Source organism: Phenylobacterium sp., from assembly GCF_035475775.1.
GTDB lineage: Bacteria > Pseudomonadota > Alphaproteobacteria > Caulobacterales > Caulobacteraceae > Phenylobacterium.
In genome coordinates this window covers 17,906-42,978 of the sequence record NZ_DATIMC010000011.1, presented here as the reverse complement: position 1 = coordinate 42,978, position 25,073 = coordinate 17,906, and the positions used below count along the sequence as shown (strand labels likewise).

Genomic DNA, 25,073 nt, shown 5'->3' with positions numbered 1-25,073 from the left:
TCATATGGCAGCGAATTGAGCCAAACGCCGAAGATCATCTACGGGTAGCGCGCTCGCTGCGGTGGACCTTTCATGAAGTTCGCGCGCAAGATCAGGCAACATTTCGTCAGTCGAACGCACCAATACATCTACGTCAATGCATTGTCTCTCAAGTTCCATCTGAACAACTGGATGAGAGAGGACATTTCTTTCGACCACGTCGGTGAATTCTGTAATGTTGAATGACAATCCAGCGAATCGATCCACGGTTTCATACAGTCTTCTGCCACTGTAAACTGCGTTCTGCACGCCCAGGCCTGAGGCCGCTTGAATGGCGTAAGCGGTGGCTGCCAATGCGTCATCGATGACACAATGACCAAAGGTGAGGTTAATGTCCTCGTCAGGAATGGCGGCGACCAGTTGAATAGCTAGGGCTTTCCATTCGGCTTGCTCCCCGACCTCAACGAAATTCCATAGTCTATCAATGGCTGGTCTGAGCAAGTTACCACCAAGAGGGGCAATCTCTTCTTGGCAAGTTTCATATGGCGCTAGAAGACGAGAAGCACAACACGCCGCAAACACTACACTAGCTTTCTGACTTACAGCCGCCAGTTGCGCTTTCAATATTTCTTCTCGGAATCGCAACATCTCCGCCTTACTCAGCCGCCGCCATTAACAACCGGCGGTGGCCTGGGCTGGGAATTTTTCGGCCATTCCGCTGTACGTGCGCCAGTCAAGCGTCCCCCAGACACTTTTCAATAGCTTGGGCGCAGGCAGGGCAGATTGCGCGACTCGTGCCCAATGCCTGCGGCTTGGCACCTATCGCAGCTGCATGCTCCAAAGCAGTTACTTCCGCATGTTGTTCCTTCAGCTTGGCTGCGGTCTCGCCCGATTTTAGCATGGCGCGCTGAGCTGGCGCTAGGTCATGGCCGCCGGCCGCGACTACACGTTGCCCGCCAGACGTTACGAGTACAGCAGTCGTTCGTTTCGATTGCGCAATATCGTCAAGTGCCCCTTGGATTTCGCCGGCGCGCGCAGCAGCTTGCTCGGCTGTCATAGTTGCGGCCCGGCCGCCGGAAACGACAGCGGCCCCAGGCAGCTCGGCAAAAGCGCCACCCTGGATTCCATCCCAGAGCTCGCCCGCAACCCCTCGGACGTAATCCTGGCCGTTGTCTTCGCGCCCGCCAGACAGTGCCAGCCAGAAGTCTTGCGATAATGTTAGGCCGGAAAGGCCGTTCGGATCCGTCTTGCTCTCAGGGTCCTCTCCTACATAGGCATAAAGATTAGTGTCGCCCGCCTCGTAGCCGATCGGGTCCGTCTGCAGGAACCGTCCGAGCGCGGGCGAATAGAGCCTGGCCTTTTAGTAGTAGAGGTTGCTCTCGGACCAGAACGCCTGGCCGGTGTAGCCGAACCTCGGCATGTTGGCGGTGGAGGATTCTCCGTAGGGTCCGTAGTTGGCGGTGCGGTTGATGCCCGTACCCGTCACCACGCCTGACGCATCCGACCACGCGATGATCGAGCCTTCGCGATCGGCGTGCAGCCAGTAGGGCGTGGTCCCCTCGTACCAGACGATCGGTTCGTTCTGCCCCGGCACGTAGACATAGCGCCGAAGCGGAGGGTTGGCCGGGTTGCCGCCGGAGGAAATGAGGCCGTTTGCGTTGTACTCGGCGATCAGGTGATCGCCCTCCTCGAGCATGTACACCTGGCCCACGACGGAGGTGTTGCGCGCCCGGATGCGGCCCAAGGGATCGTAGGCTTCAATCGTGGTCACCGGGCCCGTCGGAATGCCCGTCAGCCGGTTCTCGTCGTCGTAGGTGTAGGTCCGGACGCCATCTTTGGTCAGGTTGCCATTGGAATCGTACCCGCCCGCGAGCGTCGTGAACCGCGAGACGCGGTTCAGCCCATCGGCCGTGTCGTTGGTGGCGGTCGAGGGCTGGCCTTTCCAGACGAACGGATCGAAATGGGTGAGCGAGGACACTTGTCCAGCAGGGTGACCCGGAAGCGCGGCCGCACGCCCGCGGGCCAGAGTAAAGTGCACTGTCACGTGGTCGGGGGCGCTGCGATAGCCGCCGCTCCGGCTTCGGCTACGACCAGCGGATCGAGGCCTACGGCTCGGGTGGCATGGTGCGCGCCGACAACCTCACCGAGAGCACGACCCGCGTGTGGACGGAAACGGGGGCGCAGGCCGACCGCTTCCAGAACTTCTTCCTGGAGCGCTACCGCGAGGCCTACCGCCAGGAGATGGCGCACTTCGCCGAGATCGTGCGCGGCCGCGCCGAGCCGCGGATCGGCTACGCCGACGGCCTCGCCGCGCTCGCCCTGGCGGAGGCCGCCGCGGAGTCGGTGCGCACGGGCCGTCCCGTGCGCCTCTGAGCCGGCCAGGGCGGGCGCTCGGCGCGAGGGATTGCCCGGATCTCCGCTGGATGCGACGAAGCCGCGAAGACGCATGGCGGAGCGCATGAGGAGACGAGGTGGAGCGGGCCCATCCCGAAGGGGGTTGCTGGCAGGGAGCGCGGCGGCGATGACGGCCGGCCCGCCCGGCGCGGCCGCCCCGGCGTCCAGCGTGTTCGCCATCCAGCCGATGACTCACGACCTCGACCGCTACCTGGCCTTCGGCGTGAAGCGTTCGGGGGGCGCGGGCGACCAGGCCTGCGGCGCATGGCTCGAAGGTGAACTGAAGACGGCCGGCCTGCGGGTCGAGCGCCAGGTCTTCGAGGCGCCCTATTTCGAGGCCGACACGGCGACCCTGGAGGCGGGCGGAGCCCGCGCCGCGGTCATCCCCCAGCCGATCGTGAGCCCGACCGGACCCGGAGGCCTGGCCGGTCCGCTCGCGGTCCGTGCGCCCTGGACCACGCCGGAAACCCGCTGCGACGACGCGATCGCCCTTGTCGTCCTCCCCTACCGCCGCTGGTCCACGGCCACGGCGCCGGATGTCAAGGGGCCGGCGCTGGCCGCCTTCGCCGCCGGCGCGGCCGCAGTCATCTTGGTGACCACGGGACCGACCGGCGAGGCGATCGCGCTCAATGCGCCGGCCGAGCCGCTGTTTCCCGGGCCGGTGGCGATCCTCGCCCCCAAGGACGCGGCTCCCTTCCTGGCGGCGGGGCAGCGGGGCGAGCGAGGCAGACTGACCGTCGCGGGCCACGGCGGGCGCAGGCCCGCGTTCAATCTCGTCGGCCGGCTGGAGCGCGGGGCGGGGCGGCCGCTGGTGGTGTCGACACCGCGCTCGGGCTGGTTCGGATGCGCCGGCGAGCGGGGCGGCGGCGTCGCCGCGTGGCTGGCCCTGTTGCGCTGGGCGCCGGCCGCCCTGCCGCGCCACGACCTGGTGTTCCTGTGCACGTCGGGGCACGAGTACGAGAACCTCGGCTCCGGCGGCTTCCTGGCCGCCGCGGCGCCGCCGCCGTCCGAGACCGCGCTCTGGCTGCACCTGGGCGCGAACGTCGCCGCGCGCGACTGGAACGCGCTCGCGGCGCTGACACCGCTGCCGGGCGCCGATTCGCAACGCATCCTGATGGTGACCGAGGATCTCGCCGGCGTGGCGGCCGAGGCGTTTCGCGGGCAACCTGGGCTGGAGCGGCCGTTCATCGCCCATCCGGGGCGCTCGGCCGGCGAGCTGACCGGCATCCTCGCGAAGGGCTATCCGCGGGTGGCCGGCGTGTTCGGCAGCCACCGCTTCCATCACGTGGCGTCCGACGACGCCCGCTGCTTCGCGCCCGAGGCGACACTGGCCGCCGCGGTCGGCTTCCGCGAGCTCGTCGCCCGCGCCCTGGCCTAGGCGCGTGTCGCCGAGGCGCACACCGCGGCCAGCAGGGTCGCGAGCATGGCCGGCGCCGGCGCATATCCCTGGCGGATCACCACCAGATCGCGCGAAGGCGCGACCATGACCGCCTGGCCGCCGGCCCCCAGCGCCGCAAAGGCGTCGCGCGGCGCGCCCTCGAAGATGTAATGCGGCGCCTGTTCGCTGGGCGCCGCGCCGCGGCCGGGCTCGGCGTTCTCCCACCACAGCAGCCCGTAGGCCGGATTGAGCGCCTGCGAGGGTGAGACAGCCGCGCGCATGTAGGCGGCGCTGACCAGCTGGCGATCGTTCCAGCGGCCGCCGCGCAGGGCGAACAGGCCGAACCGCGCCAGGTCGCGGGCCGAGCACGAGGCCGTATAGTAGTTGGTCACCGGCCCCATCGCGCCCTGCCCGGCGCCGGTCACCCAGGTGGTGTCGGCCATGCCGAGCGGACCGATCAGCGTGCGCTGGGCGAAGGCCTGGAACGGTTCGCCGGTGGCCCGTTCCAGCACATGGTAGAGCAGGTGGAACATCGGCGTCGCATAGGCCCAGACGGTTCCCGGCGGCGCGATCTGCGGCGCGGCGGCGTCGAGGGCGAACTGGTCGCCCGTGATGCCGCGCACCTTCAGGCCGCGAATATCCAGCCCGCTGGTCATGGTGAGCAGGTGGCGCAGGGTGATCGCCGCCTTCGGCGTGCCGCGCCACGCCGGGATGAAATCGGCCGCGCTCTGCTCGAGGCCGCGGATCCTGCCTTCGTCGATCGCGACGCCGACCAGCACCGAGACCACGCTCTTGGCCGCCGAGGCGATCTGGTGCGGGGAGGCGGGCCCGGTCCCCTGCGCGTAGCGCTCGGCGACGATGCGTCCGCCGCGGAGCACCAGCAGGCCGACGCTGCGGTCCGCCATGGCCGCGTCCAGGGCGGCGGAGAGGCGCGCGGGGTCCATGCCGGCCTCACCGGGCGCGGCCTTGGCCCAGTCGGAAGCCCCCGGCCAGTAGGCGCCCCGGGCCGCCGCCTCTGCGCCCGACGCCGCGGCGGCCGCCAGACCGGCTCCCGTGGCCAGCAAGTCCCTGCGTGTCGGCATTGCGCGCCCTCGCCTGCGGCTCAGGCCGCCTCGGCGCTTTCGCAGAACCGCGCCAGCTTGGCTACGATCTCATCGGCCAGCTGGCGGACGGGGGCCAGGTAACGCTCCACCGCCTGGGCCTCGGTCATCGCCGACCGGTAGTAGAAAAAGGTCACCGCCCCGACCGGACTGCCGGTTTCGGGGTGAATCAGCGGCACCGCGAAGCTCTGGGTCGGATTGGATCTCGGGCGGCGGATGGTGGCGTAGCCGCGCGCCCGGGTCCGCGCCACGATGGCGGCGAGATGGCCGGCGTCCTCCTGGATCGCGAGCTCGTCGCCCGAGGCGCGCAGGACGCCCAGGATATAGCCGCGCTCCTCCTCCGAACAGAACGAGAAGTAGGCCCGGCCCACCGCGCTCTGGATCATGTGGACGCGGCGGTTGAGGAAATTCTGCTCGCGCGAGAAGGGGCTGATGTGACGCGTCGTGAACCGCACGACCATGCTGTCGCGCTCGGCGGTGGCCAGCGACACCTGCCATTTGTGCTGGCGGGTGAAGGCTTCCATCAGCGGACGGGCGAGATCGACCACCACGTCGCGATGGCGCAGGCCCGAGGAGAGCCGCAGCACGGCCTCGGTCAGGGCATAGCCGTCCCGGCGCGAGACCCTGACGACGTAGCCCGCCTGGATCAGCGTCTCGAGCAGGCGCACCAGCGAGGACTTCGGCAGCCGCGTCGCCTCGTGCAGCGCCGCGAGCGGCATGACGCGGCTCTGGTTCAGCGCCTCCAGGATCGCCAGCGCCTTGGCGACCGTGTGGACCTGAGCATCCTTGTCCATGACGAGCCGATCCGATCGAAGACCGATCACTCAAATTCCGCCTCTTGGAATAACGCCATTTCGTTTCGCGGAACAGCCGCGTTTCGGCTAGCTGTCGCGGCTGAACCGGCGCGGAGGGAGGACCGGAGGTGACGGGCCGCAGCGGTCATCTGCTCGCGCCGGACGGCGCCCGCATCGCCTGGCGCCTGGACGGACCTTCCGAGGCTCCGGTGGTGGCGCTGTGCACCATGGCCACCGCCGCGATGAGCATCTGGGACGGCCTGGCCGCCGACCTCGCCGACCGCTGGCGCGTGCTGCGCCACGACCGCCGCGGCGAAGGCGACAGCGACCCCGGCGCGCCCGAGACGCACAGCTTTGCGACCTACGCCCGCGACGCCCTGCTGGTGTTCGATGCCTGCGGCGCGCGCGCCGCGCACGTCTGCGGCATGGCCTTCGGCTCGCGCGTCGCGGTCCGCATCGCGCTCGACGCGCCGGGCCGGGTGCGGAGCCTCGCCCTGTTCGATGCGACCGCGGGGCCGCCGGCGCCGGATGCCGCGCGCAAGGCGGGCAGCGCGGAAGCGGCGCAGCTGCGTCTCGCGGCGGGCCTCGCACCGAGAGCCGTGGACCGGCTTTGGTTCGCACGCCGCGATCCGGCCGGCGCCGGGCTCGCCGCCCTGGCGCTGCGGCGCGAGCCGCCGTGGACCGAGGGCCTCTCCGCCATCGCCGCGCCCACGCTCGTGGCCTGCGGCGAACAGGATCCCAACCTCGCCGGCGCCCGGCGGATGGCGCGGGAGATCCCCGCCGCCCGCTTCGAGGCGATGCCGATGACCGGGCACGGCTCGATCCTGGACCGGCCCGATCTCGTGGCGCAGCTGTTGCGGCGGTTTCTCGAGGACGTGGAGGCCCGCGCCGATGGGGCTCGGGCCGGCCCGCCAGGAGGCGCTTGAGATGGAGACGGCGGTTGTCACCGGGGCGGGATCGGGGATCGGCGCCGCCGTCGCCGAGCGGTTCGCCCGCGGCGGCGCCCACGTGGGCGTCCTGGATGCGAGCGAGGCCGGCGCGCAGGCGAGCGCCGAACGCCTGCGCGCCGGCGGCCTGAGCGCCGAGCCGCTGGTCTGCGACGTCACCGACGCGAGCGCTGTCGAGGCCGCGATCGGCGGGCTGGCCGAGCGGCGCGGAGGCGTGGACGCCGCGGTCTGCGCCGCAGGCGTCGCCAGCCGGCACACCATTCCGCAGATGGACGCCGCGGCCTGGCGGCGGGTGATCGACGTCAACCTGACGGGCGCCTTCCTGAGCCTGAAATCGGTGGCGGCGCACGCGTCCCCGGCCGGCGCGTCGATCACCATCGTCTCGTCCGTGGCGGCCGAGCACGTGGCCTATCTCAGCGGCGTGCACTACGCCTCCAGCAAGGCGGGGATCACCGGCCTGGTGCGCCACGCCGCCTTCGAGCTCGGCCGGCGCAACATCCGGGTGAACGCGGTGGGCCCGGGTCCGATGTCCAACCGCATGGGCGGCGGATCGGTCGATGCGGCGCAGCAGCAGGCCGCCGCGCGCAACCTGCCGCTGCAGCGCGTCGTCGAGCCGGCTGACGTGGCCGAGGTGTGCTGGTTCCTGGCCAGCCCCGCCGCGCGCGCCGTGACCGGGGTCTATCTGCCGGTCGACTGCGGCTTCCTGACCAGCCGCGGCGCGGCCTACCAGCGCTACTTCGAGGCGCACGGCGAGGCGTTCTGATCGGACGCCGTTCCGCATGCCGGAACCCGGTGATCATTCGGCTGTCACGCTCCCCGGCGGGCGCTAGTCTGGCCTCGCCTTGGCTAGGCTGGCGCGGTCGGTTCGGGGGCGGCTCGTGGGCGTTCGATCTTCAGTCGCGACCGGACGCGTGACGACGGAAGTCGGGCGATGAGCGTGCTCGACACCCTGCGCGAGCGTCGGGCGGGCAACGGCGTGCGAGACCCAAGACCGCCGCCGCGCAAGCCGGCCGGCTGGCGCACCTTCGCGCGCGCGCTGCGCCGCATCGCCTCGGAGCCGCTGGTCCACTTCGTGGCGGCCGGTCTCGTGCTGTTCGCGATCGGGGAGATCTACCACCGCCAGACCAGTCTCTATCGGATCGAGGTCACGCCCCGGCACGTCGCGCAGCTGGCCAACGACTACGCCCTGCAGTTCGGGGCCCGGCCCGACCCGCAGACGCTGCGGCAGATCGTCGGGCGCGATGTCCACGACGAGATGCTCTATCGCCAGGGCCTCGCGCTGAAGCTCGACCGCGACGACGAGATCGTCCGCCGGCGGGTGATCCAGAAGATGCAGTTCCTGATGCAGGATCTGAACCCGCCGCCCGAGCCCACCGCCCCGCAGCTGCAGGCCTTCTACGACGCCCACGCCAGCCGCTACCTGACGCCGCCCCGGGCGAGCTTCACCCACATCTACTTCGCCACGGACGCCGGCGAGGCCGCCGCTCGGGCCCGGGCGGCGGCCGTCCTGCGGACGCTTCCGAGCGGCCTGACGCGGGCGCCGGAACGTGGCGACCCGTTTCCCGACCTCTACGACTTCTCCGCCTATGAGCCCGAGCAGGTCGATCGGCTGTTCGGGCGCACGCCGCTGGCCCAGGCGGTGTTCCAGGCGCCGGTCGGCCGCTGGCTCGGCCCCTACCGCTCCGGCTATGGCTGGCATTTGATCTACATCGATGCCCGGCAGCCGCCGACGCGGCCGCCGCTGGCGGCGGTCCGCGACCAGGTGCGCCTGGATTATCTGCAGGCGGCGCAGGCGCAGGCCAATGCGCAGGCGTTCGAGACGCTGGCCCGCCGCTTCACCGTGGTGGGCGACGGCCGCGAGACGGGCCGATGAGGCGCCGGATTTTCGCGCTCGCGCTCTTCCTGGCGCTTGGCTTCGCATGGGCGGCTTCGGCGCACGAGGTCAGGCCCGCCTACCTGGAGATCGACCAGACCGGCCCCGCCGCCTACCGCATCACCTGGAAACAGCCGGCGACGGGCGAGCTGGCGCTGCACCTCGTGCCGCACCTTTCGGGCGGCTGGCTCGAGCAGCCGCCGGCCGATGAGTACGCCGCGGCCGGGTTCGTGATCCGGACCTGGAACGTGCAGGCCAAGACGCCCGGCGCGCTGGAGGGTCAGACCCTCTCGGTCGAAGGGCTCGCAAACACGATCACCGACGTCTTCGTCCGCATCCGGCCGTCCGACGGGCGCGGATTCGACACCATGCTGCGGCCCGAGTCGCCGAGCCTTCGCGTTTCGCTGCGCTCCGCCGCCCCGGTCGGAGTCGCGGCCTTCGTCCTGCTCGGCATCGAGCACATCCTCACCGGCGCGGACCACCTGATGTTCATCCTGGGGCTGGTGCTGATGGTCCGCGACCGCTGGACCCTGCTGAAGACGGTCAGCGCCTTCACCATCGCCCACAGCCTCACGCTCGCCGCCGCCGCCCTGGGCCGGATCGCGATCCCCAATGAGCTCCTGGATGCGCTGATCGCGCTCTCGATCCTGTTCGTCGCGCCCGAGGCCCTGCGAGCCCAGCGCGGCGAGACGAGTCTCGCGATCCGCTATCCCTATGTCGTGGCGTTCGCCTTCGGCCTCCTGCACGGCGCGGGCTTCGCCAGCGGCCTGACCTCGCTCGGCCTGGCGCGGCACGACCTGCTGATCGCCCTGGTGCTGTTCAACATCGGCGTGGAGATCGGCCAGCTGATGTTCATCGCGTCGGTGTTCGCCGTCCGGCGGGGGTTGCGCCTGCTCGTGGCGAGCTGGCCAAGGCCCCTGGCGCTCGCCCCCGCCTACGCCATCGGCGGCTTCGGAGCCTGCTGGGCCATCCAATGCAGCGTCGCCTTCTTCGGGTTGGCGTCATGAACCCTCGGGCCGCTGCGCAACGTCAGACAAGGGGAGACTGCCTGTGAAGCTCGCTGCGCTGCTGATCGCCTCCGCCTCCGCTCTCGCCCTGGCCGGCGGCGCGTTCGCCGTTTCCCAGAATGGTGCGGGCGCGGCCAAGGCGCGGCCCCTGCCGCATCATGCGGAGACCTCGACCGCGCCCAATGCGGCCTACCGCACCGACGTGCCGCCGCAGGCGCGCCGCGCGTTCTTCGGCGAGCTCCACCTGCACACGGCGATGTCGCTGGACGCGTGGACGTTCGGGACCCGGCTATTGCCCGACGCCGCCTACAAGTTCGCCCGTGGGCAGACGGTGATGGTCCCGGCCGAGCAGGTGGCCATCGAGCAGGGCCTGCACGCGACCGGCGACGTCCCCGCCCGGCGCGCATGGCCGCTCGACTTCGCGGCGGTGACAGATCATGCCGAATACCTCGGCGCCATGAATCAGCTCGCCGATCCCAACAGCGCCTTCTCGAAGAGTCCGACGGGCCAAAAGCTCACCTCCGCCGGACGTGGCGGGTTCATGATGGTGGAGCGCATGTCGCGCAGCCCAGGCACCCCCGCCAACGCTGACCTGAAGGCCGCAGCGGCGGCGTCCAACGGCTGGGCCCGCGAAATGAAGGCGGCGGACGACAACTACCAGCCCGGCAAGTTCACCACCTTCGTGGCCTACGAGTGGACGGCCACGGCAGGCTACGGCACCCACATGCACCGCAATGTGATCTTCAACGCCGATCACGGGCCGACGCCGTTCACGGCCATCCAGTCCGACCATCCCGAGGATCTCTGGAAGTACCTGGAGTCGGTGCGCCGGCAGGGCATCGACGTGCTGGCGATCCCGCACAACGCGAACCTCAGCGACGGCCACGACTTCGACTGGAACATGTCGGACGGGCGGCCGATCGACGAGGCCTACGCCCTGGAGCGGGCGCTCAACGAGCCCCTGGTGGAGATCGCCCAGACCAAGGGCGATTCCGAGACCACCCCGGAGCTCTCGCCTGAGGACGAGTTCGCCAATTTCGAGATCATGGACCGCATCTACCGCGGCGAGACCAAGCCCAACCAGCATGGCTCCTATGTCCGGGAGGCCTGGGGGCGGGGGCTGGTGGTCCAGGCCAAGGTGGGCGCCAATCCGTTCAAGATGGGCGTGGTCGGCGGCTCGGACATCCACAACGGCCTGACCGCCAGCGACGAGAACGCCTACGCCGGCCGGATCAGCGGGCTCGACCCCAAGACCATGCTCCCCCGAGGCGCCGCCGCGCGCGCCGCGCTCGGCATGAACGAAGCCGCCCCGGGCGTCCGGCCCAGCGGCCAGCGGGAGAACGATCCGCTGCAGTTCAGCGCGCCCTCGATCACTGGCGTCTGGGCGGAGGAGAACACCCGCAATTCGATATTCGCAGCGCTGAAGCGCAAGGAGACCTTCGCGACGTCGGGCACCCGCATCCGGCTTCGGATGTTCGGCGGCTGGGGCTTCGATCCCGTCTTGGTGCGCAAGGCGGGCTGGGTGTCGCAGGCCTACGCGCAAGGCGTGCCGATGGGCTCGGACCTGCCGGCCAAGCCCGCCCGCGCCGGCGCGCCCCGCTTCGTGCTGCAGGCGATCAAGGATCCGGACGGGGCCAACCTCGACCGCATCCAGGTGATCAAGGTCTGGCTCGACCATGGCGGCTACAAGGAGAAGGTCTACGACGTGGCGCTCTCCGGCGGCCGCAAGCCCGACGCCAGGGGCCACGCCCCGCCGGTGGGGAACACCGTCGACCTGAAGACCGGCAAGTACACCAACGCCATCGGCGCGGCGTCGCTGATCCGCGTGTGGCAGGATCCCGACTTCGACCCCGAGGTCCCGGCCGTCTACTACGCCCGGGCGCTCGAGATCCCCACGCCTCGCTGGACCACCCTCGTCGCGCTGCGGAATGGCCTGCCGATCCCGAAGCGCGCGCCGGCCACCATCCAGGAGCGCGCCTGGTCTTCGCCCATCTGGTTCACCCCCGCCGGCTTCCACGCCGGGTCGTGAGCGGCGCCGATTGCAGGGCTCGGGCCGGATGCCGGCCCGAACCCCGCTGACGCGGTCAGCTCGCGGAGATCACCAGCGGTAGCTGATCTGCGCGCCATAGGTCCTGGGCTCGCTCCAGCGTCGCGCGCTGGTGGCCTCGAAGGTCAGATAGGTCACGTCGAACAGGTTGTTGGCGAACAGCGCCGCTTCGATGTGGTCGCGACGCACGCCGGCCCGCAGGTTGACGATCTGATAATCGTGCAGCTCAGGCGTCTGCTCGATCTCCTGAACCCCGCCCCAGCGCGCCGAATAGAGCAGGTTCGCGAACCCGACGGCGCCGGCCGGGAGCGGATGGCTGTAGTTGACGTTGGCCGAGGCCAGCCACTTCGGAAGCTGCGGCGGCAGGTCGCCGCTGAATTCGCCGCTGGTGATCTTGCCGCTCTGGCGCGAGCCGCCGACCGTGGCGGTGAGGTCGCCGCCGGCGATCGGCAGATTGATCGTCGCCTCCGCCTCGAACCCCCAGAGTTGCGCCTCGCCGCCGTTGGTCGCGAACGGGGTCGCGGCGACGGGACAGGCCGGATTGGTCGCCTTGCAGCCATTGTCGGTCTGGATGATCAGGTTGGATACGTCGGTCCAGTAGGCGGCGGCGGTCAGGTAGATCTGGCGCACCGGATTGCCCTTGGCGCCGACCTCGTAGGTGGTCGTCTCCTCGTTGCCGTAGCTGACCGGGATCGGGATCGGCTGCAGCGGGTTGCCGAGATTGCTGTTGAAGCCGCCGGCCCTGAAGCCCGTGCCCACCTTGGCGTAAGCCATCCATTCCGGGGAGACCTTGTAGGCCCCGGTGAGCTCGTAGGACAGATTGTCGGGGTTGAAGCTGGCGTCCACCAGCTTGCCCGCCACGGCGACCAGGCCGGGGTTGCTGAACTGATTGGCGTCGAAGTGCTTCTCGTCCTTGGTGTAGCGCAGCTCGCCCGTCACGCTGAGCTGGTCGGTGAAGTCATACTCCAGGCTGCCGTAGGTGGCCCAGGAGTCGAGGGTCTGAGCGGATATCGACACGGTCCCGGTCGAGGGGTTGGCCTTGGTGGGCGTGCGCGTCGTGGTGATGGTGTCCCCGTCCTGCAGGTGCAGGTACTCGGCGCCGAGCAGCCACTTCCAGCGCGTCCCGAAGTCGCCGGTCATATACAGCTCCTGGTTGAAGCTGCGCGTCCTGCCGTGGTTCTGCTGGGTACCGTTGGTCTCCAGCGAGACGCCGGGCGCGAGCAGGCCGGCGGCGCGGATCTGCGCCAGCAGCCCCGGATCGATGATGTCGTTGTCGAACTGCTGCAGGTCCTTGCGTTCGCGCCACAGGCTGATCCAGGTCAGCGTCCCGAAACCGAACTGGTAATGCGAAGCGAACTCGACGTCGTTCACCTGATCGGTGTCGGAGTCCTCGAAATTGTGCGGCCGCTCGAACATCGGCTCGATGAAGATGCCTCTGGGCTCCGACGGGTTCGGCTGGACCCAGAGTTGCAGGTTGAGCGCCGGATACTTGTTCTTGGCGTGCTCGAACATCAGGTTGGCGTCGAACGGCCCGTTGTCGTAGCGCAGCTGCGCCCGGTAGGCGTAGGTCGACTGGGCGTCGATGTACTTGTCGAGGTCCGGATTGAAGTAGAACCCCTTGGCCTGCTTCATGTCGTCGGCGCTGAACCGGAACGACAGGTGCTCGGTGAGCGGCTGGTTCAGCACGCCCTCGAACTCGGTCAGGCCGACATTGCCCGATTTCGCACTCAGATAGCCCGAGGAGGTGGGGGTCGGCCGCGCCGTGATCACATTGATCGCCCCGCCCACCGCGTCGCGGCCGTAGAGCGCGCCCTGGGTGCCGCGCAGCACCTCGATCTGGCTCACGTCGAACAGGTCGAAGCGGCTGAAGGTGCGCCCGCCCTGGGCGCCGCCGCCCACGTAGGCCCCGTCGCGATACAGGCCGACGCCGCTCTCGGCGCTGGTGCCGCGGCTGGTGCCCGAGCCGCGAATCGAGATCTCGGAGGTGAGCGGCGTGCTGGTGTCGCCGAACGCCACGCTCGGCAGGGAGGTGACCAGGTCCTTCACCCCCTGCAACCCGCCGCGCTGGGCGATTTCCGAGCCTTCCACCACGCTGGCGGACACCGGCACGTCGCGCAGGCGCTCGTTGCGCTTGCGCGCGGTCACGATGACCTCGCCGACCTCGGTGGCGTCCTGAGGCGCGAGCCGGGCCGCGGCCGTCTGGGCCTTCGCCTCCGTCGCCCCGCCGATCGTCGCCAGCGCCAGCACCGAAGCGCAGGCGAAAAGAGCATTCCGCACCATCTGCCTCCCCCTTCCCAGTCTCCGAACCCGGAGCCGGTCGCCGCGACGTTCGCGCGGCCGCCGGCCGCATCGGGGCGCAAGCCGCCGGAGACACGTTCTGGGCGGAGGGAGCCACCCGCCGACCCTTCGCCAAGGCGGCGAAGATGCTCCGGCGAGCCTGCACCGCAGTCGTCGCCAGCTTCCTGAACGGCAGCCAGGGTAGCGGACGGGGCCGTCCGGCCGCAGGCGGAAACTCCCGTCATTCCGCGCCGCGGAATTCAGGCGCCCCGCCACGCGCTGTGTCTTGCGGAAGCGCATGGCGTCAGCGGACGCCGGCGGAAACCCCGCTGGTGGGCCCGGCAGGAGCTTGGCCACACCTGACAACCTGCGAACAAAAACAGCTACTTAGACATCCATCACACGCCCAATGTGGTACATGGTTGTGTCACAGACGGGAAGCCTCGAACTCTATCGCGCTTAGGGCCACGGCGCACAACGACCCCGCCGCAGCCCTCTACGCGATCACCTCCGCGTGCCGACGTCTAAGGAACGCATCATTGTCCGGCCTACGCTCCCGACTAACATTGCGCAGCATCGTTCTAAGATCATCGTCGTCCAACACGATGACGTAGTGCCCGCGATGAGACGCGGCGTCTTTGCAACGCTCAACGAAGCGCGCTTTGTCGTCAAATGATCGGCAGCACAACAGGCCCAGGAAGCCCCTGACGTGGGAGAACCTCCCCGTAAGCTGGTCGAGTTCGGGGTTGGCAATGTCCTGACGATAGTTCTTGCACTCAACCGGTATCTCGATTGCTCGCATTTGCGGCGACCGCAGCGCCATGTCGAAAAACCCATCTCGCGCTGCGTTGGTGTAGGCGATATCGATGCGCTTGCGACCCTGGTCGATCTCGCGCTCCTTCACCGGCCGGATAAGGTCTGGGAAGAAAAGGAAGGTGAGCGCGCCGACGCAGAAGGCGTGGTACTCGCTCGCATGAGCGTTCCCCGGCGGGATTTGGCTCAGTGCCTCACATAGCTGCTCGGCATACTCAGCTTCATCGAACTGCTTCTCAAAGTCCTCGGCCTCAAGCGCGCCCTTCGCACCGGCAATCCGCTTGTAGAGAGCAAGTACGTCGGGGTGCTCTTCGGCGAACTCCGCCAAGGCCGGCTTCGATTTGGGATGGTGCTCTTTGACATCCTTCTTGTAGACCTTCCGCTCGCCCGATCTCAAGACTGAAACAAGGGCTTGCCCTGCCCTTTGATATTCCTGCTGAAGGTAGGTCACCATGTGGTTGTTGTAGAACTCTTGGGAGTTCAGGGTTAGTACCCTTCGCACCGAAAACTTCGGAACGAGGATCACCGGATGACCCTCTACCATGAGAGTTTCGCGTGGCCCCTGGACCCAATCCTCTCGGTTCGGGTCCCAGATTGGAGCCAGCGCAATATTTCGCTCCAACGGCATTCCCCAAAGGTTTGCTTGAGCGCGCGTGTATTCTAGGAACGGGCCTCGCAAGATGTTGGAAGTAAGGTCCGAGATTTTGTCCGATCCGATCCCTTCAATGAACAACTCGGCCTCGGCCAACTCTGAGAGCAATCCGGTTTGGACAGCCCGGCTATTCCTGAGCGCATCGAGAATTTGAAGCGCCTGCTCGCGTCCAATCCCACGCCCGCGTGGCGTGCCGCTCGACATGCCGAGGTAGGTTTCGCCCATCTCATGCAGGTGTGAGGCGAGATGTTCGGCGCGGGCGTCTTGCCCCTGCCGAAGAGCATTGATCAGGGCGCTAAAGAACGATCTGAGGTGTCGGCTGCACTCCGAGGACCACGCATCGCCGCGAATGTCGATTGCATAGGGATCAACGAATAGACGAGTGTCACAATCCGTATCTATGTCTACGAAATCGAGTTCGGCCTGCCGGTTATGCAAGCCAGCCCACGCAGAAATTCTCACTATGGCCGCCCCCTACAAGCGCTCTGATATTGAGGGCTATGCGACCGCGCCGGTCAATCGCTGCGAAAGCCTTCCTTGAGCCACCCCGATAGAGGGCGGCTGCCCCCTCAAATAATGAACTAGCGCCGCTTCACAGCGAACCCGCAGACATTTTCGACGACACAAATGCCGGACCACATTATGCGGCTCGGCGAGGGGCAAACCAACCCGCTCTGGTGCGCTGCACCGAGCCAGCAACGGACAGCACCGCCAGCGTATGTTCGATGCGGTCGCGCGCTCGCTTTCCCAGCCGGCCGGAGTAGTGCCGAGCAAGCGCGCTTGCATCGACCGGACGCCCTTCGCTGCGCAGGGCCTCTAGCAACGACGATGCGAGTTCGGCGGGGCTCGCTGGCAGTTCTGGCAAGCTGGTTTCAACCTGAAGGTCAGCCTCGATCTGTGCATCCAGGGCGACGGGGGCACCTGCCGCGATTTGGAACTCGGGACGGAGCCACTTCACGTCCCGTGCGCGCTCCTCCGCCTGCCGTTCCAAGTTCAAAGCTATCAGCCGTTCCAGGACGGTTCGTTCGTCGTCTAACGCGGTCCAGCCGTAAGCCGCAGCGACTGCCTGATCGAGACGATTATGAAGCTCGTGGATGATCCCGACACATCCACGATCATGGGCATCCCGTTCGCGATCCGTAAGAGGCTCTCCGCGCACTAGCTTTTCGCGCACGTTGTAGAGCCCGGTCATGGTCAAGTCGTCCTCTCGGCTGAGCACATCCCTGCGGAGCGTATCCAGTTCCTGCCCAAGGTCGCGAATAGCCGTTCTGCGCGCGTCGTCCGCGGTCGGAAATGGGAACGGGAAGAAGGTGCGATTGCTATTGTAGCGTGGTCGATCTTGCAGAGTGCCGCCGGCATATCGACACCAGATGTGATGGATGTCCGATGTGTCGAGGCTGAGGCGAATTTGTTCGCGCTTCTCGATGTGTTCGAGGTCCACAGGAACCCGCTTCCGCACATAGTAGGTGCTGCCGCGCAGGTGGAGACCAGGATATCTCGCCAACTCGATGTCGCCCATTGTGCCACGGTAATGTGTCACAGGCCGATCTGAGAAGCTGTTTCTCGTCAGAGAGTTGTAAGGAAACAACCCTCTAAGGCGTCGCTGGTGGGCCCGGCAGGACTCGAACCTGCAACCAGACCGTTATGAGCGGCCGGCTCTAACCATTGAGCTACGGGCCCCCGCAGCGTCGGCGCTCCCGGCGGTTAGCATGCGCCGGGGGGCGGCTTAAAGCTTACGTTCAGGCGCGCCGCGCGAGCTTGTCGGCCAAGCTTTCCAAGGAGACCGCCCATGAGGGCCATGATCTGTGCTGGCGCGCTCGGCGCGCTCATCGCCGCCGCCGCGCCGCCGGCGCTCGCCCAAACCGCCGCCTCGGACGCCGAGGCGATGTTCCGGGCCACCACGCTCAGCCTCTCGGCGGAGGGCGAGACGAAGGTTGCGCCGGACCTGGCCAGGATCAGCCTGGGCGTCACCGACCAGGCGGCCACGGCCGCCGAGGCGATGCGGGTCGACGCCGCGCAGATGGGCCGGGTGATGGCCGCCGTGCGCAAGGCCGGCGTCGCCGAGCGCGACGTCCGCACCGCCCAGATCTCCGTCAGCCCGCAGTACGCCTACGAGCAGGGCGCGGCGCCGCGGCTCACCGGCTACCAGGCCGCGAACCAGGTGATCGTCACCGTCCGCGACCTGGGCAAGCTGGGCGCGATCCTCGATGCGGCGGTGGCGGCGGGCGGCAACGAGGCGGGCGGGGTCAGCTTCGACCTCGCCGACCGCACCCCCGCCGAGGACGCGGCGCGGCTGGCGGCGGTGAAGGCGCTGCAGGCCAAGGCGGAGCTCTATGCGCGGGCGACCGGCTATCGCATCGTGCGGCTGGTGAGCCTGAGCGAGGGGGAGGCCTCCGCCCCGCCGGTCCCCCTCCCCATGGCGCGGGCTCGCCTGCAGGCCGCGCCCGTCACCCCAGTCTCGCCCGGCGAGCTGGAGGTGCGGGTGAGCGTGGCCGGGATGTTCGAGCTCGGCCGCTGAGGACGGCGGCCTAGAGCCCCACGTCCTGGAAGCCGCTTTCCAGGCGGTCGGCCATCATCATGCCGGGGAAGCTGCGCTTGCCCTCCATGACCGCCGCATAGACCAGGCCCTTGCCGGGGATCGGGCCCGAGGCCCAGCCCACGCCGCGCGAGGCGTCGGCGCTCGAGGAGCAGCTCAGCCGGCGCGGCTTGCCGTCCTTGCGGGTCGCCTCCAGCAGGTCCTTGACGGTGCGCGCGCCCGGGCCCTCGCAGGAGGGCAGCGTGCGGGCGCAGACGGTGGCGGTGTTGTAGCGGTAGACGATCTTGCCGCTCGCCTGCTCGGCGATCAGCACGCAGGTGGCCGGATCGCCGATCGCCTGGGAGACCGCATCGTCGAGCTTGTCCTTGTCGACGCCCTTCGGCGCGCCCGGCGCGCAGGCGCTGAGCGTCAGGCCGATCACCCCCAGGACGAGGGTCCGGCGCATCAGGCCGCCTGCTTGATCTCGTTGCCGTCGCCCAGCAGCACGACGCTCGGGGCGTAGTTGCGAGCCTGCTCGGCGGGCATCAGCCCGTAGGCGACGATGATCACCTTGTCGCCCTTCTGCACCCGGCGCGCGGCCGCGCCGTTGACGCCGATCACCCGCGAGCCGCGCGGCGCCTCGATGGCGTAGGTGGTGAAGCGCGCGCCGTTGGTGACGTTGAGCACGTCCACCTGTTCGTGCGGCAGGATGCCGGAGGCCTCCAGCAGGTCGCGGTCGATGGCGATCGAGCCTTCGTAGTCGAGGTCCGCCTGGGTCACCGTGGCCCGGTGCAGCTTGGCCTTGAGCAGAGTGACGAACATCGCGCGCAGACCCTCCGACGCCGCCCCCGGCGGCCGGGCGGGGATATACGCACCGCGGCGGCCGGGTTCAACGCCGCGCCGCAGGATGTCGCGGCCGGGCGCGGCGGCGAAACCATCCGCGGCCCCGCCGGTTAGGGCGCGTGGGGGCCCGATCGGAGACGCGCCATGCCCGAGCATTCCGGGGAATCCATCACCATCATGAAGGTCGACCCGATCCTCGAGACGGGGGTGGTCGTGACCTGCCCGGCGCAACGGCCGGACGGCCGCCTGGCCGACCAGTATTCGGCCTACCACGACAACATCTCCCCGCCCCTGCAGTGGACCAACGTCCCCGACGTGAAGGCCTGGGCGGTCGTCGTGGAGGATCCTGACGCGCCCAGGGAGCAGCCGTTCCTGCACTGGATGATCTGGAACATCGAGGGCGGCATCACCGCCTTGCCGCAGGGCATCCCCAACGCGGCGCGGCCGGTCACGCCGCAGGCCGCCATCCAGGGCAAGAACGACAACGGCTCCTACGGCTGGTTCGGACCCAGGCCGCCGGCCGGCCACGGGCTGCACCACTACTTCTTCCAGGTCTTCGCGCTCGACGACTTCCTGCCGATGGACGAGGACACCCCGCTCGAGGAGCTGCTGAACGCCCTCAAGGGCCACACCATCGCCAAGGGCGAGATGGCCGCCACCTATGAGGCGCCGACCCGCCAATAGCAGCCCTTGACGCGCCCTGCGTCAGCTTGCGCAATGCCAGGTGAACACGGGTAAGGCGCAACGCGGGAGCAGCAGGGCGATGTACGGCGACGAACAGGCGGGCGGTTTCTCCGCCGAGAAGCTGGCGCAGGTCCCGCCGATGCTGCAGGGGATCGTGGATGCGGGCGACCTCTCCGGGTTCGTGACGCTGATCTGGCGCAAGGGCGAGATCGCCCAGCTCAACACGCTGGGGCTGCGCGACATCGCGGCCAAGGCGCCGATGACGCGAGACACCTTGTTCCGCATCGCCTCCATGACCAAGCCGGTGACCTCGGTCGCGGCCATGATGCTGATGGAGGAGGGTAAGCTGCGCCTGGAGGATCCGGTGAGCCGCTGGCTGCCGGAGCTCGCCGAGATGCAGGTGCTCGACGATCCGACCGGGCCGCTCAACAAGACCCATCCGGCCCCGCGCGAGATCACCGTCGAGGACCTGATGACCCACCGGGCGGGGCTGGCCTACGGCTTCACCTCGATCGGCCCGATCGCCCATGCCCACGAGGCGAAGCTGGGCTCGCCGCTGGTCAACCGCATGACCCCCGAGGCCTGGCTGCAGGCGCTGGGCGCGCTGCCGCTCAGCTACCCCCCGGGCGAGCGCTTCCACTACAGCCACGCGACCGACGTGCTGGGATTCCTGGTGGCGCGGATCGAGGGCAAGTCGCTGGGTGAGGTGCTCCGCGCGCGAATCTTCGCGCCGCTGGGCATGGTCGACACCGACTTCTGGCAGCCCGCCGAGAAGCGCGGCCGGATGGCGAAGCTCTACAAGGCGCCGCCGGAGGGCGGACCTCTGGAGGACGTCTCCCTGCCGATGGGCGACGAGCGCCCGGCCTTCGAAGGCGGCGGCGGCGGGCTGATCTCCACGGCCGACGACTACCTCAAGTTCGCCCGCATGCTGCTCGGCAAGGGCGAGGCGGACGGCGTGCGCCTGCTGAAGCCCGAGACCGTCGGGCTGATGACCACCAACCGGCTCACGCCGGCGCAGCGGGCGATCCCGTTCATGGGCCTGCCGTTCTGGGCGGCGCAGGGGTTCGGGCTCGGCCTGTCGACGATCATGGAGCCGGAGAAGCTCGAGTTCATGGGCGCGGGCTCGAAGGGCAGCTTCGGCTGGCCGGGCGCGTTCGGCACCTGGTGGCAGGCCGACCCGGCGCAGGACCTGGTGATGATCTACCTGATCCAGAACTCCATGCCGCTGGAGCCGGAGGCCGTCTCGCAGCTCGCCACCGGGCAGCGGATGGGCGGCCGCGCGGCCCTGCCGATCTTCCAGAAGCTCACCTACGCCGCGCTCGGCGAATAGCCGGGCTCCCGGCGCGGCGCGGGCTGAGCGTCAGCCGCCGGCCCGCGACTGGCGCGGGGCGACGCACATCGGCTGGCCGCGGAACGTGGCGCCGACGATGCTGCCGTGCTGGATCGCCGCGCGCCGCGCCTGCTCGAGGGCGGCGCTGTCGCCCGGCGGACTGACGCCATCGGGGCAGACCGAGGCGATCACCCGCTGGCCGCCCGACAGGCACTGGCAGATGTCGTACGACTGGTTGACCCGGCTTGCCTGGGCGCGGCAGCGCACGGGCAGCGTGCGCCCGGCGACGTCGACGCAGATGACGGCGGTGGACGGCGGGCTTTCGGTCACGGGCTGGGCGGCCGCCGCGCCGGCGAAGACGCCGGCCGTCAGGCCCAGGAGCGCGGTGCTGATGCGCATGGTTGATCTCCTCGCGTCCCTCTCCGCCCCAAAATAGCGCACGACGGCCAACCTCGCTGCATTGCAATCGCAAGATGAGCGGCGCGTTCACCACGCTTGCTTCCGGTGGCTTAACCGCGCCGGCTTAGGCTGGCCGCCGAAAGCGAGGGTCGCATGGATCCGATCACGGTCGCCCGCTACGGCATGTTCGCCGCCGAGCAGCGCTTCGCGGCCTCGGCCGCCCGGACCGCGCGCATGGGCGAGGACGCAAGCGTCGATCCGGCCCAGGAGATGGTCGAGCAGATCCAGGCCCGGGAACAGTTCACCGCCAGCCTGGACGTCGTGAAGGTCGCCGACGAGATGTGGCGTTCGCTTCTCGAGGTCCAGAAGGGAAGCTGACGGACCGGAGCTTCCGCTTCGCCGCGCAGCTCACTCGAAGGCGATCCAGCGTCCCGCGGCGGCTCCGGTGACCCAGACCAGAATGGTCGACCAGGCGATCAGCTTGGCGAGCGCCGGCGTCGCCTTGTTCCTGGCCGCGACGTAGGTCTGCGTCAGCGCCGCGCCGGCGATCCAGACGACATAGATCCAGGTGAACACCTTGTTCACCGGATCCAGATGCTTCAGGTCGAAGGGGTCGCCGTAGGTCACGTGCGTGACCCACTGGTGGACGGCGACGATGACCAGCAGGCCAATGAGATATATCCACCGGAGCCGCGCCTGCGCCGCGATCAGCACGATCAGGGCGGCCGCCGTGATCACGTGGTAGAGACCGACGTTGATCAGCGTGCCGGTGGCGAAGACCAGCAGGCCGGCGAGCCAGATGAGCCCGCCCACGACGAACCACAGCTTGGCGGAGGTGGAGACCGCGCCATCCGCGCGCGCCACCGGCCGGCTCGCGCCATAGGTCAGGACGACACCGCCGGCCAGGGCGCACATCTTCACCACAAACGCCGTGGAGTCGTAGAGCTTCTCGGCGTTGGCCATGCCGATCAGCACGCCGGAGACCACGATCCCGACAATGCCCAGGTCCTGCCATCGCCGGAGATTTCGGTAGATCTCGGAAGGCGGCTCCTCGGTGATGCCCCGCCCGATCAGGCGCAGGTTCATCAGGATCGCCGTCCCGCCCAGAAGCGTGAGGGAGACGATGTGCAGCACCTCCCAGTTCGCATACTGCGGCTTGACGATGTAGGCCGGCCAGACGTTGACCAGGTTCATCACCCAGGGGCGGAGCGCGGGGAAGAAGAGCTCGAAATTGATCTTGGTCATGAGCGGGCGCCCTTGATCGCGATCTGGGCGGACTTCTCGTAGGCGCCCTTTTCGGAGGTCTTGCAGTCCTGCAGCACGTTGGCCCAGTGCGGGATCGGCTTGCCGCATTCGAACCAGTCATATGGGATGAAGCGGCCCAATCCGATCACCAGGAACCAGGAGACGAGCGAGATGATCGCCGAGGTCCGCGCCGCGCCGGGCGGGGTGGGCGCGTTGTCCCATGCCGACTGGCCGCGCTGAACCTGCGAGTGGAAGACCGCGATGTTGATCATCGCCAGGACGAGGAAGATCATCTTCGCCCGGAACCACAGATTGTGGTAATAAAACATGGGCTTGGCGTAGAACAGGGCGAGCCCGGTCGCGAGCAGGATCAGGAACCCCGCGATGGTCAGCGGCAGCACGCGATCGCTCACCACGGACACCGGGGTTTTCCGGAAGGTGGCGCCCAGCAGCCGCAGGTCGACGACGAAGATGGTGCCGGCGAACAGCATCAGCGCCAGCAGGTGGGTCCCTTCCAGGATGCCCCAGAAGTTCAGCGAGCCCAGCAGCGCTTCGCTCCACGACTGGGCCGCGTCGCCCGAGCCCTTGCCGAGCCCGTGCTGTAGCCAAGTCAAGAACTGGTTGATCAACGAATCCCCCAATATTTCCTTATTGAAATCAATGACGCCCAGGAGTCGGCTTGTGGGAGGTCTCATAGCCGATCGGTTTCGCAAGCGCCATTCCGCGGGAAGCTGCGGGTTCGATCAGGCCTCGTCCGAGGCGCCGTAGCGCAGGACCTGCACCCGCTCGGTGGTGGCCAGCCCCGAGCCGATCATGGCCTCCAGGGTGGGCAAGAAGGCCTCGATGCGCGCGGCGGCGTCGACGATCTCCACGACCACCGGCAGGTCGTCGGAGAGGTCGAGGATCTTGGCGCTCTCGATCCGGCCCGAGCTCCCATAGCCCATCATGCCGCGCAGCACCGTCGCGCCGGCCAGACCGGCCTCGCGCGCCGCCCGCACGATCGCCTCGTAGAGCGGATGATGCCGGTGCCGCTCGCGCTCGCCGATGAAGATGCGCAGGAGCACCGCGTCATGGCGGACGGGCATGGCCTCAGGCTCCCTTGAGCTGGTTGATCAGCGCGCCGGTCACATAGCCGAGCCAGACGCCGGCGAGGCACAGCACGAACGAGCCGGCGATGTTGCCGACGGCGGCGGTGAACTCGCCGCCGCGGATGAGGTTCAGCGTCTGCAGGCTGAAGCTCGAGAACGTGGTGTAGCCGCCGCAGACCCCGATGGTCACGAACAGCCGCGCGTCCGGGGGCATCAGCCAGCGGCCGTCGGGGCCGGTGAGCGTTGCGAAGGCGCCGATCACGAAGGAGCCCGCGACGTTGACCAGCAGCGTCCCCCACGGAAAGGTCTCGCCGAACGCATGCGCGGCCGCGCTCGAGCAGGCGTAGCGCGCCATGCTGCCCAGCGCGCCTCCGAGCGCGATCCAGAGATAGGTCAACACCGCTTGGACCCCTCCCCTCGCTCGGATAGACGATCGCGAGAGTCCCGTCGAGCGGAGGGAGACCGGCGATGACCGAGACCGCCATGCGGCGGGAGCGGGTGCTGCGGCAGATCCCGTCGGGGATCTGGGCGCTGGGCTTCGTCTCGCTGCTGATGGACGTCTCCTCGGAGATGATCCATGGCCTGCTGCCGGTCTATCTGGTGGGCGTCATGGGCGCGTCGGCGCTGGCGGTGGGCGCGATCGAGGGCGTGGCGGAATCGACGGCGCTGATCACCCGCATCTTCTCCGGCGTGCTCTCCGACTGGCTCGGCAAGCGCAAGCTGCTGGCGGCGCTGGGCTACGGCCTGGCGGCGGCGAGCAAGCCGATCTTTCCGCTCGCGAACAGCCTCGGCTGGGTGGTCGCCGCCCGGTTCATCGACCGCATCGGCAAGGGCGTCCGCGGCGCCCCGCGCGACGCCCTGATCGCCGATATCGCCCCGGAGAAGCTCAGGGGGGCGAGCTTCGGCCTGCGCCAGGCGCTGGACACGGTGGGGGCCTTCCTGGGGCCAGGGCTCGCCGTGCTGCTGATGCTGGCGAGCCGCAACGATTTCCGGCTGGTCTTCTGGTGGGCCGTCCTGCCGGCCGTGCTCTCGACGGCGCTGATCGTCTTCGCCGTACGCGAGCCGAAGGTCGCGCGTGCGAAGGGCGCGGCGCGCTTTCCGCTGAGGCCGTCGGAGCTCAGGCGCCTGGGGACCCGGTTCTGGATCGTGGCGGCGATCGCCGCGGTGTTCTCGCTGGCCCGGTTCAGCGAGGCCTTCCTGATCCTTCGGGCGCGGAGCGACGGCCTGGGCGAGGCCTACGCGCCGCTGGTGCTGGTGGTGATGAACCTGGTCTACGCGCTCTCGGCCTACCCCGCCGGCGCGCTCTCCGACCGGCTCGGACGGCGCGGCGTGTTCCTGGCCGGCATCGCCCTGCTGATCGCCGCGGACCTGACCCTCGCCGCCGCCGGCACGCTTGTCTGGGTCGCGGCCGGTCTCGTCCTCTGGGGCCTGCACATGGGCTTCACCCAGGGCCTGCTGAGCGCGCTGGTCGCCGACACCGCGCCGGCCGACCTCAGGGGGACGGGGTTCGGCGCGCTGAACCTGGTGACCGGCGTGGCCGCGCTGGCCGCGAGCCTGATCGCCGGCGCGCTCTGGGACCGCGTGGGGCCGCAGGCGACGTTCGGCGCGAGCGCCGCGCTGGCGCTCCTGTCGCTGATCGGGGTGGGGCTCGGCGCGCGGGCGCTGAAGGCGCCCTGAACGGACCGGGAGGCCGCGCAGGCCTCCCGCC

26 protein-coding genes, 1 tRNA gene and 1 pseudogene are annotated in these 25,073 nt (G+C 68.9%); 12 read left to right on the top strand and 16 right to left on the bottom strand.

The window, feature by feature from the left end; all coding sequences use genetic code 11:
* The 3 genes and pseudogenes from VLI41_RS01700 to VLI41_RS01695 all read right to left on the bottom strand — a co-directional run bounded on the left by VLI41_RS01700 (position 1) and on the right by VLI41_RS01695 (position 1,957).
* Complete coding sequence (locus VLI41_RS01700) at positions 1-603, bottom strand: DUF416 family protein (protein ID WP_325266321.1); 603 nt, start codon at positions 601-603, stop codon at positions 1-3.
* Between the two features lie 109 nt (positions 604-712).
* Positions 713-1,324: pseudogene (locus VLI41_RS16810) on the bottom strand (RHS repeat-associated core domain-containing protein); the annotation flags it as partial.
* A gap of 15 nt (positions 1,325-1,339) precedes the next feature.
* The gene (locus VLI41_RS01695) at positions 1,340-1,957 is read right to left on the bottom strand and encodes a hypothetical protein (protein WP_325266320.1); all 618 of its coding nucleotides are present in this window, start codon (positions 1,955-1,957) and stop codon (positions 1,340-1,342) included.
* 59 nt (positions 1,958-2,016) lie between these two features.
* On the opposite strand from VLI41_RS01695, the gene VLI41_RS01690 reads away from it, so the two are divergent.
* Complete coding sequence (locus VLI41_RS01690) at positions 2,017-2,352, top strand: Gfo/Idh/MocA family oxidoreductase (RefSeq protein ID WP_325266339.1); 336 nt, start codon at positions 2,017-2,019, stop codon at positions 2,350-2,352.
* A gap of 148 nt (positions 2,353-2,500) precedes the next feature.
* The gene (locus VLI41_RS01685) at positions 2,501-3,751 is read left to right on the top strand and encodes a hypothetical protein (RefSeq protein ID WP_325266319.1); all 1,251 of its coding nucleotides are present in this window, start codon (positions 2,501-2,503) and stop codon (positions 3,749-3,751) included.
* Here the strand turns inward: VLI41_RS01685 and VLI41_RS01680 are convergent.
* Both VLI41_RS01680 and VLI41_RS01675 read right to left on the bottom strand, forming a co-directional pair.
* Positions 3,748-4,833: a serine hydrolase domain-containing protein gene (locus VLI41_RS01680; protein WP_325266318.1), complete on the bottom strand. Its 1,086-nt coding sequence runs from the start codon at positions 4,831-4,833 to the stop codon at positions 3,748-3,750. The genes VLI41_RS01685 and VLI41_RS01680 overlap by 4 nt on opposite strands.
* 20 nt (positions 4,834-4,853) lie before the next feature.
* Positions 4,854-5,645, bottom strand: coding sequence for a helix-turn-helix domain-containing protein (locus tag VLI41_RS01675; protein ID WP_325266317.1), 792 nt, complete (start codon positions 5,643-5,645; stop codon positions 4,854-4,856).
* A gap of 128 nt (positions 5,646-5,773) precedes the next feature.
* Here VLI41_RS01675 and VLI41_RS01670 point away from each other — a divergent pair, with 128 nt between their 5' ends.
* The 5 genes from VLI41_RS01670 (at position 5,774) to VLI41_RS01650 (ending at position 11,501) form a co-directional block, all read left to right on the top strand.
* On the top strand, positions 5,774-6,571 hold the full coding sequence (locus tag VLI41_RS01670; protein WP_325266316.1) for an alpha/beta hydrolase: 798 nt from the start codon (positions 5,774-5,776) through the stop codon (positions 6,569-6,571).
* A 1-nt stretch (position 6,572) separates the two neighbouring features.
* The gene (locus VLI41_RS01665) at positions 6,573-7,355 is read left to right on the top strand and encodes an SDR family NAD(P)-dependent oxidoreductase (RefSeq protein WP_325266315.1); all 783 of its coding nucleotides are present in this window, start codon (positions 6,573-6,575) and stop codon (positions 7,353-7,355) included.
* Positions 7,356-7,523: 168 nt separating this feature from the next.
* Positions 7,524-8,465 (top strand): peptidylprolyl isomerase, encoded by a 942-nt coding sequence (locus VLI41_RS01660; RefSeq protein WP_325266314.1) that lies wholly within the window; start codon positions 7,524-7,526, stop codon positions 8,463-8,465.
* On the top strand, positions 8,462-9,472 hold the full coding sequence (locus VLI41_RS01655; protein WP_325266313.1) for a HupE/UreJ family protein: 1,011 nt from the start codon (positions 8,462-8,464) through the stop codon (positions 9,470-9,472). Before VLI41_RS01660 ends, VLI41_RS01655 begins: the two co-directional genes overlap by 4 nt.
* A 43-nt stretch (positions 9,473-9,515) precedes the next feature.
* A complete protein-coding gene (locus VLI41_RS01650) occupies positions 9,516-11,501 on the top strand; it encodes a DUF3604 domain-containing protein (RefSeq protein WP_325266312.1) in 1,986 nt (661 codons plus the stop codon).
* Between the two features lie 69 nt (positions 11,502-11,570).
* On the opposite strand, the gene VLI41_RS01645 is transcribed toward VLI41_RS01650, so the two are convergent.
* The 4 genes from VLI41_RS01645 to VLI41_RS01630 form a co-directional block, all read right to left on the bottom strand.
* Complete coding sequence (locus tag VLI41_RS01645; protein ID WP_325266311.1) at positions 11,571-13,799, bottom strand: TonB-dependent receptor; 2,229 nt, start codon at positions 13,797-13,799, stop codon at positions 11,571-11,573.
* A gap of 493 nt (positions 13,800-14,292) precedes the next feature.
* The gene (locus VLI41_RS01640; RefSeq protein WP_325266310.1) at positions 14,293-15,699 is read right to left on the bottom strand and encodes a hypothetical protein; all 1,407 of its coding nucleotides are present in this window, start codon (positions 15,697-15,699) and stop codon (positions 14,293-14,295) included.
* 202 nt (positions 15,700-15,901) lie between these two features.
* Positions 15,902-16,780: a DUF6538 domain-containing protein gene (locus VLI41_RS01635; protein WP_325266309.1), complete on the bottom strand. Its 879-nt coding sequence runs from the start codon at positions 16,778-16,780 to the stop codon at positions 15,902-15,904.
* Positions 16,781-16,865: 85 nt separating this feature from the next.
* A tRNA-Ile gene (locus tag VLI41_RS01630) sits at positions 16,866-16,941 on the bottom strand.
* Positions 16,942-17,050: 109 nt separating this feature from the next.
* Here VLI41_RS01630 and VLI41_RS01625 point away from each other — a divergent pair.
* Positions 17,051-17,779: an SIMPL domain-containing protein gene (locus tag VLI41_RS01625; RefSeq protein ID WP_325266308.1), complete on the top strand. Its 729-nt coding sequence runs from the start codon at positions 17,051-17,053 to the stop codon at positions 17,777-17,779.
* A gap of 10 nt (positions 17,780-17,789) precedes the next feature.
* On the opposite strand, the gene VLI41_RS01620 is transcribed toward VLI41_RS01625, so the two are convergent.
* Together VLI41_RS01620 and panD are read right to left on the bottom strand one after the other, a co-directional pair.
* A complete protein-coding gene (locus VLI41_RS01620) occupies positions 17,790-18,242 on the bottom strand; it encodes a hypothetical protein (protein ID WP_325266307.1) in 453 nt (150 codons plus the stop codon).
* Positions 18,242-18,598: an aspartate 1-decarboxylase gene (gene panD, locus VLI41_RS01615; protein WP_325266306.1), complete on the bottom strand. Its 357-nt coding sequence runs from the start codon at positions 18,596-18,598 to the stop codon at positions 18,242-18,244. The genes VLI41_RS01620 and panD overlap by 1 nt, the downstream gene beginning before the upstream one ends.
* 165 nt (positions 18,599-18,763) lie before the next feature.
* On the opposite strand from panD, the gene VLI41_RS01610 reads away from it, so the two are divergent.
* Positions 18,764-19,303, top strand: coding sequence for a YbhB/YbcL family Raf kinase inhibitor-like protein (locus tag VLI41_RS01610; protein ID WP_325266305.1), 540 nt, complete (start codon positions 18,764-18,766; stop codon positions 19,301-19,303).
* Positions 19,304-19,382: 79 nt separating this feature from the next.
* Positions 19,383-20,633, top strand: coding sequence for a serine hydrolase domain-containing protein (locus VLI41_RS01605; RefSeq protein WP_325266304.1), 1,251 nt, complete (start codon positions 19,383-19,385; stop codon positions 20,631-20,633).
* A gap of 30 nt (positions 20,634-20,663) precedes the next feature.
* Here VLI41_RS01605 and VLI41_RS01600 read toward each other — a convergent pair whose 3' ends face one another.
* Positions 20,664-21,032, bottom strand: a complete 369-nt coding sequence (locus tag VLI41_RS01600; protein ID WP_325266303.1) for a hypothetical protein — start codon at positions 21,030-21,032, stop codon at positions 20,664-20,666.
* Positions 21,033-21,185: 153 nt separating this feature from the next.
* Here VLI41_RS01600 and VLI41_RS01595 point away from each other — a divergent pair, with 153 nt between their 5' ends.
* Positions 21,186-21,410: a flagellar basal body rod C-terminal domain-containing protein gene (locus tag VLI41_RS01595; protein WP_325266302.1), complete on the top strand. Its 225-nt coding sequence runs from the start codon at positions 21,186-21,188 to the stop codon at positions 21,408-21,410.
* 30 nt (positions 21,411-21,440) lie between these two features.
* Here the strand turns inward: VLI41_RS01595 and VLI41_RS01590 are convergent, their stop codons facing one another.
* The 4 genes from VLI41_RS01590 to crcB all read right to left on the bottom strand — a co-directional run bounded on the left by VLI41_RS01590 (position 21,441) and on the right by crcB (position 23,762).
* On the bottom strand, positions 21,441-22,277 hold the full coding sequence (locus VLI41_RS01590) for a DUF6644 family protein (protein ID WP_325266301.1): 837 nt from the start codon (positions 22,275-22,277) through the stop codon (positions 21,441-21,443).
* Positions 22,274-22,906 carry a DUF6644 family protein gene (locus VLI41_RS01585; RefSeq protein ID WP_325266300.1) on the bottom strand — a complete coding sequence of 211 codons (633 nt, stop codon included), beginning with the start codon at positions 22,904-22,906 and terminating at the stop codon, positions 22,274-22,276. Before VLI41_RS01585 ends, VLI41_RS01590 begins: the two co-directional genes overlap by 4 nt.
* A 114-nt stretch (positions 22,907-23,020) precedes the next feature.
* On the bottom strand, positions 23,021-23,362 hold the full coding sequence (locus tag VLI41_RS01580; RefSeq protein ID WP_325266299.1) for a DUF190 domain-containing protein: 342 nt from the start codon (positions 23,360-23,362) through the stop codon (positions 23,021-23,023).
* Between the two features lie 4 nt (positions 23,363-23,366).
* Positions 23,367-23,762 carry a fluoride efflux transporter CrcB gene (gene crcB / locus VLI41_RS01575; protein WP_325266298.1) on the bottom strand — a complete coding sequence of 132 codons (396 nt, stop codon included), beginning with the start codon at positions 23,760-23,762 and terminating at the stop codon, positions 23,367-23,369.
* A gap of 71 nt (positions 23,763-23,833) precedes the next feature.
* Here crcB and VLI41_RS01570 point away from each other — a divergent pair, with 71 nt between their 5' ends.
* Positions 23,834-25,042 carry an MFS transporter gene (locus tag VLI41_RS01570; protein ID WP_325266297.1) on the top strand — a complete coding sequence of 403 codons (1,209 nt, stop codon included), beginning with the start codon at positions 23,834-23,836 and terminating at the stop codon, positions 25,040-25,042.
* Positions 25,043-25,073: the final 31 nt, after the last annotated feature.